This window comes from Candidatus Erwinia dacicola (assembly GCF_001756855.1).
Classification (GTDB): Bacteria; Pseudomonadota; Gammaproteobacteria; order Enterobacterales; family Enterobacteriaceae; genus Erwinia; species Erwinia dacicola.
In genome coordinates this window covers 1-2,826 of sequence record NZ_MAYS01000404.1, presented here as the reverse complement: position 1 = coordinate 2,826, position 2,826 = coordinate 1, and the positions used below count along the sequence as shown (strand labels likewise).

General features: G+C 54.4%; 2 protein-coding genes and 1 pseudogene. 1 reads left to right on the top strand and 2 read right to left on the bottom strand.

Annotated elements, in window-relative coordinates; genetic code table 11:
* The first annotated feature begins 97 nt into the window (after window positions 1–97).
* The gene (gene speB / locus BBW68_RS11195) at window positions 98–1,018 is read left to right on the top strand and encodes an agmatinase (protein ID WP_070135426.1); all 921 of its coding nucleotides are present in this window, start codon (window positions 98–100) and stop codon (window positions 1,016–1,018) included.
* A gap of 51 nt (window positions 1,019–1,069) precedes the next feature.
* Here speB and BBW68_RS20760 read toward each other — a convergent pair.
* Both BBW68_RS20760 and asd read right to left on the bottom strand, forming a co-directional pair.
* Window positions 1,070–1,331 (bottom strand): annotated as a pseudogene (locus BBW68_RS20760) (IS4 family transposase); the annotation flags it as partial.
* Between the two features lie 132 nt (window positions 1,332–1,463).
* Entirely contained in the window at window positions 1,464–2,573 is a 1,110-nt protein-coding gene (asd, locus tag BBW68_RS11190) for an aspartate-semialdehyde dehydrogenase (RefSeq protein ID WP_070135425.1), read from the bottom strand.
* Window positions 2,574–2,826 lie beyond the last annotated feature (253 nt).

Genomic DNA, 2,826 nt, shown 5'->3' with positions numbered 1-2,826 from the left:
TCTTTGCAACAGTGCCCTTAATCAATCCCTTTTCGTCAGGTCTAACGACGAGGTGGGGATTTTTTTATCTTTTTTGCTCAGTCAGAGAGGAACAGCTATGTATACCACCTTGGGTAATCAGTACGATAACTCGCTAGTGTCTAACGCCTTTGGTTTTATGCGTTTCCCGGTCAATTTCCAGCCCTACGACAGCGATGCTGAGTGGGTGATTACCGGCGTACCGTTTGATGCTGCAACCTCCGGCCGCCCAGGCAGCCGCCTCGGTCCCGGCGCTATCCGCCAGATCTCTACCAATCTCGCGTGGGAAGGCTGCCGCTGGCCGTGGGAATTTAACCTGCGTCAGCGCCTGAACGTGATTGACTGCGGCGACCTAGTTTACGCTTTCGGTGATTCGCAGGATCTGAGCGACAAGCTGCTGGCGCACGCTGAGAAGCTGCTGGCGAACGGCAAGCGTATGCTGACCTTCGGCGGTGACCACTATATTTCGCTGCCGCTGCTGCGCGCCCATGCCAAGACCTTCGGTAAGATGGCGCTGGTGCATTTTGATGCGCACACCGACACCTACTCTAACGGCTCGACCTTTGACCACGGCACCATGTTCTATACGGCACCGCAGGAAGGGTTGATCTCACCAGAACATTCCGTGCAGATCGGTATCCGTACCCAGTTTGATAAGTCACTGGGCTTTAACGTGCTGGATGCCGCGCAGATCAACGATCACAGCGTCGACGATATTCTGGCGCAGGTGAAGCAGATTGTTGGCGATCTGCCAATCTACCTGACTTTCGATATCGACTGCCTTGACCCGGCACATGCGCCTGGCACCGGCACTCCGGTGATCGGCGGCCTGACCAGTGATAAAGCCAGCAAGCTGATCCGCGGTTTGCAGGGTATGAACATCGTGGGGATGGATCTGGTTGAAGTCTCTCCAGCTTACGACCAGTCTGATATCACCGCGCTGGCGGCGGCCAGTCTGGCGCTGGATATGCTGCACGTGCAGGCATCCAACAAAGGTTAATCCGTCTGCCCCGCGGCGGTAAATGCGCTGCGGGGTAAATACCCATAGGCGTTAACTTAATGTCCGGACCATCTGAAGAATACGTCGTCTGGGCGGCTCGTTGAGGCGATGGCCCACACACTTCAGTTTCACGACATACGCCCCCAGCGGGATTGACCCGGTAATGGCTCCAAGTAAGCCACGGATAACCATTTTTGTTATTCTCTACAAAGAGTTATCCCTTCGTTTTTCTGTCGTGCCTTCAGGGGGAAAAGGCCAGCGATGGCTGGATCATGTCATCAATTAAGAAGACCGCGAGCAGATTTGCAAATATCTATGCTTTATCTTTGCAACAGTGCCAGAAAAAGAGAGTACCGGTACAGCTAGTTTTAGTGAAAAATCCTGGAGCACTCAGATACAGGGTGACATCTTCCCCCGCATCAAAACGGGGGAAGCGTCACAACTTTTAGCCGACCAACAGGCGTAACATGCGGCGCAGCGGCTCGACCGCGCCCCACAGCAGCTGATCGCCCACGGTGAAGGCAGAGAGATACTCCGACCCCATGTTTATCTTACGCAGGCGGCCGACAGGGGTGTTCAGCGTGCCGGTCACGGCGGCTGGCGTCAGTTCATGCATGGAGATCTCATGGTCGTTTGGCACCACTTTTACCCATTTATTGTGGGAAGCTAGTATCTGCTCAATCTCGCCCAGCGGCACATCTTTTTTCAGCTTCAGTGTAAATGCTTGGCTGTGGCAGCGCAGCGCACCGACGCGCACGCACAGACCATCCACCGGGATCACGCTGCTGGTACGCAGAATTTTGTTGGTTTCCGCCTGCCCTTTCCACTCTTCACGCGTCTGGCCGTTATCCAGCTGCTTGTCGATCCACGGGATCAGACTGCCCGCCAGCGGCACGCCGAAGTTATCGGTTGGCAGCACGCCAGTGCGGCTCAGTTCGGTGACTTTGCGTTCGATATTGAGGATGGCAGAAGCCGGATCCTGCAGATCTTTTGCCACGTGATTGTGCAGCATGCCCATCTGGGTCAGCAGCTCGCGCATATGGCGCGCGCCGCCGCCAGAAGCCGCCTGATAGGTCGCCACTGATGCCCACTCAATCAGATCGTTTTCAAACAGGCCGCCCAGCGACATCAGCATCAGGCTGACGGTGCAGTTGCCGCCGACGAAGGTTTTAATCCCTTTATCAAGGCCGTCGCGAATCACCTTATGGTTGACCGGGTCGAGGATGATAATGGCATCTTCTTTCATCCGCAGAGTGGAAGCCGCATCAATCCAGTAGCCGTTCCAGCCCGCCGCGCGCAGCTTAGGATAGATGTCGCTGGTGTAATCGCTACCCTGGCAGGTGATGATGATATTTAGCGCTTTCAGCGCTTCAATATCAAACGCATCCTGCAGCGTGCCTGCCGAGCGCCCGCCAAACTCCGGCGCGGCCTGGCCGTGCTGAGAAGTCGAGAAGAATACCGGGCGAATCACATCAAAATCGCGCTCTTCGCTCATGCGCTGCATGAGTACTGAGCCAACCATGCCACGCCAGCCCACGAGTCCAACTATTTTCATTCTAAGCACCTGCTTCAGGCTGCGCCATTAACGCCTGACCTGTTAGAGTTAAAGGGAAAATAGGATTAAACCTTACAAGGTGCAGCAAAAGTGGCAAGTGAATTAAATTGATTAGGCCGGTTTTTTTAGCAGCTACGCTTATAACGCGTGGACATTGATAATTAAAGAGAACAACGACGATGACCGAAATGATCTAGGCGACGATATTATCGTTGCTTGCGAATTCAGATAAGTAAGTGCAACGCTCGGTCAT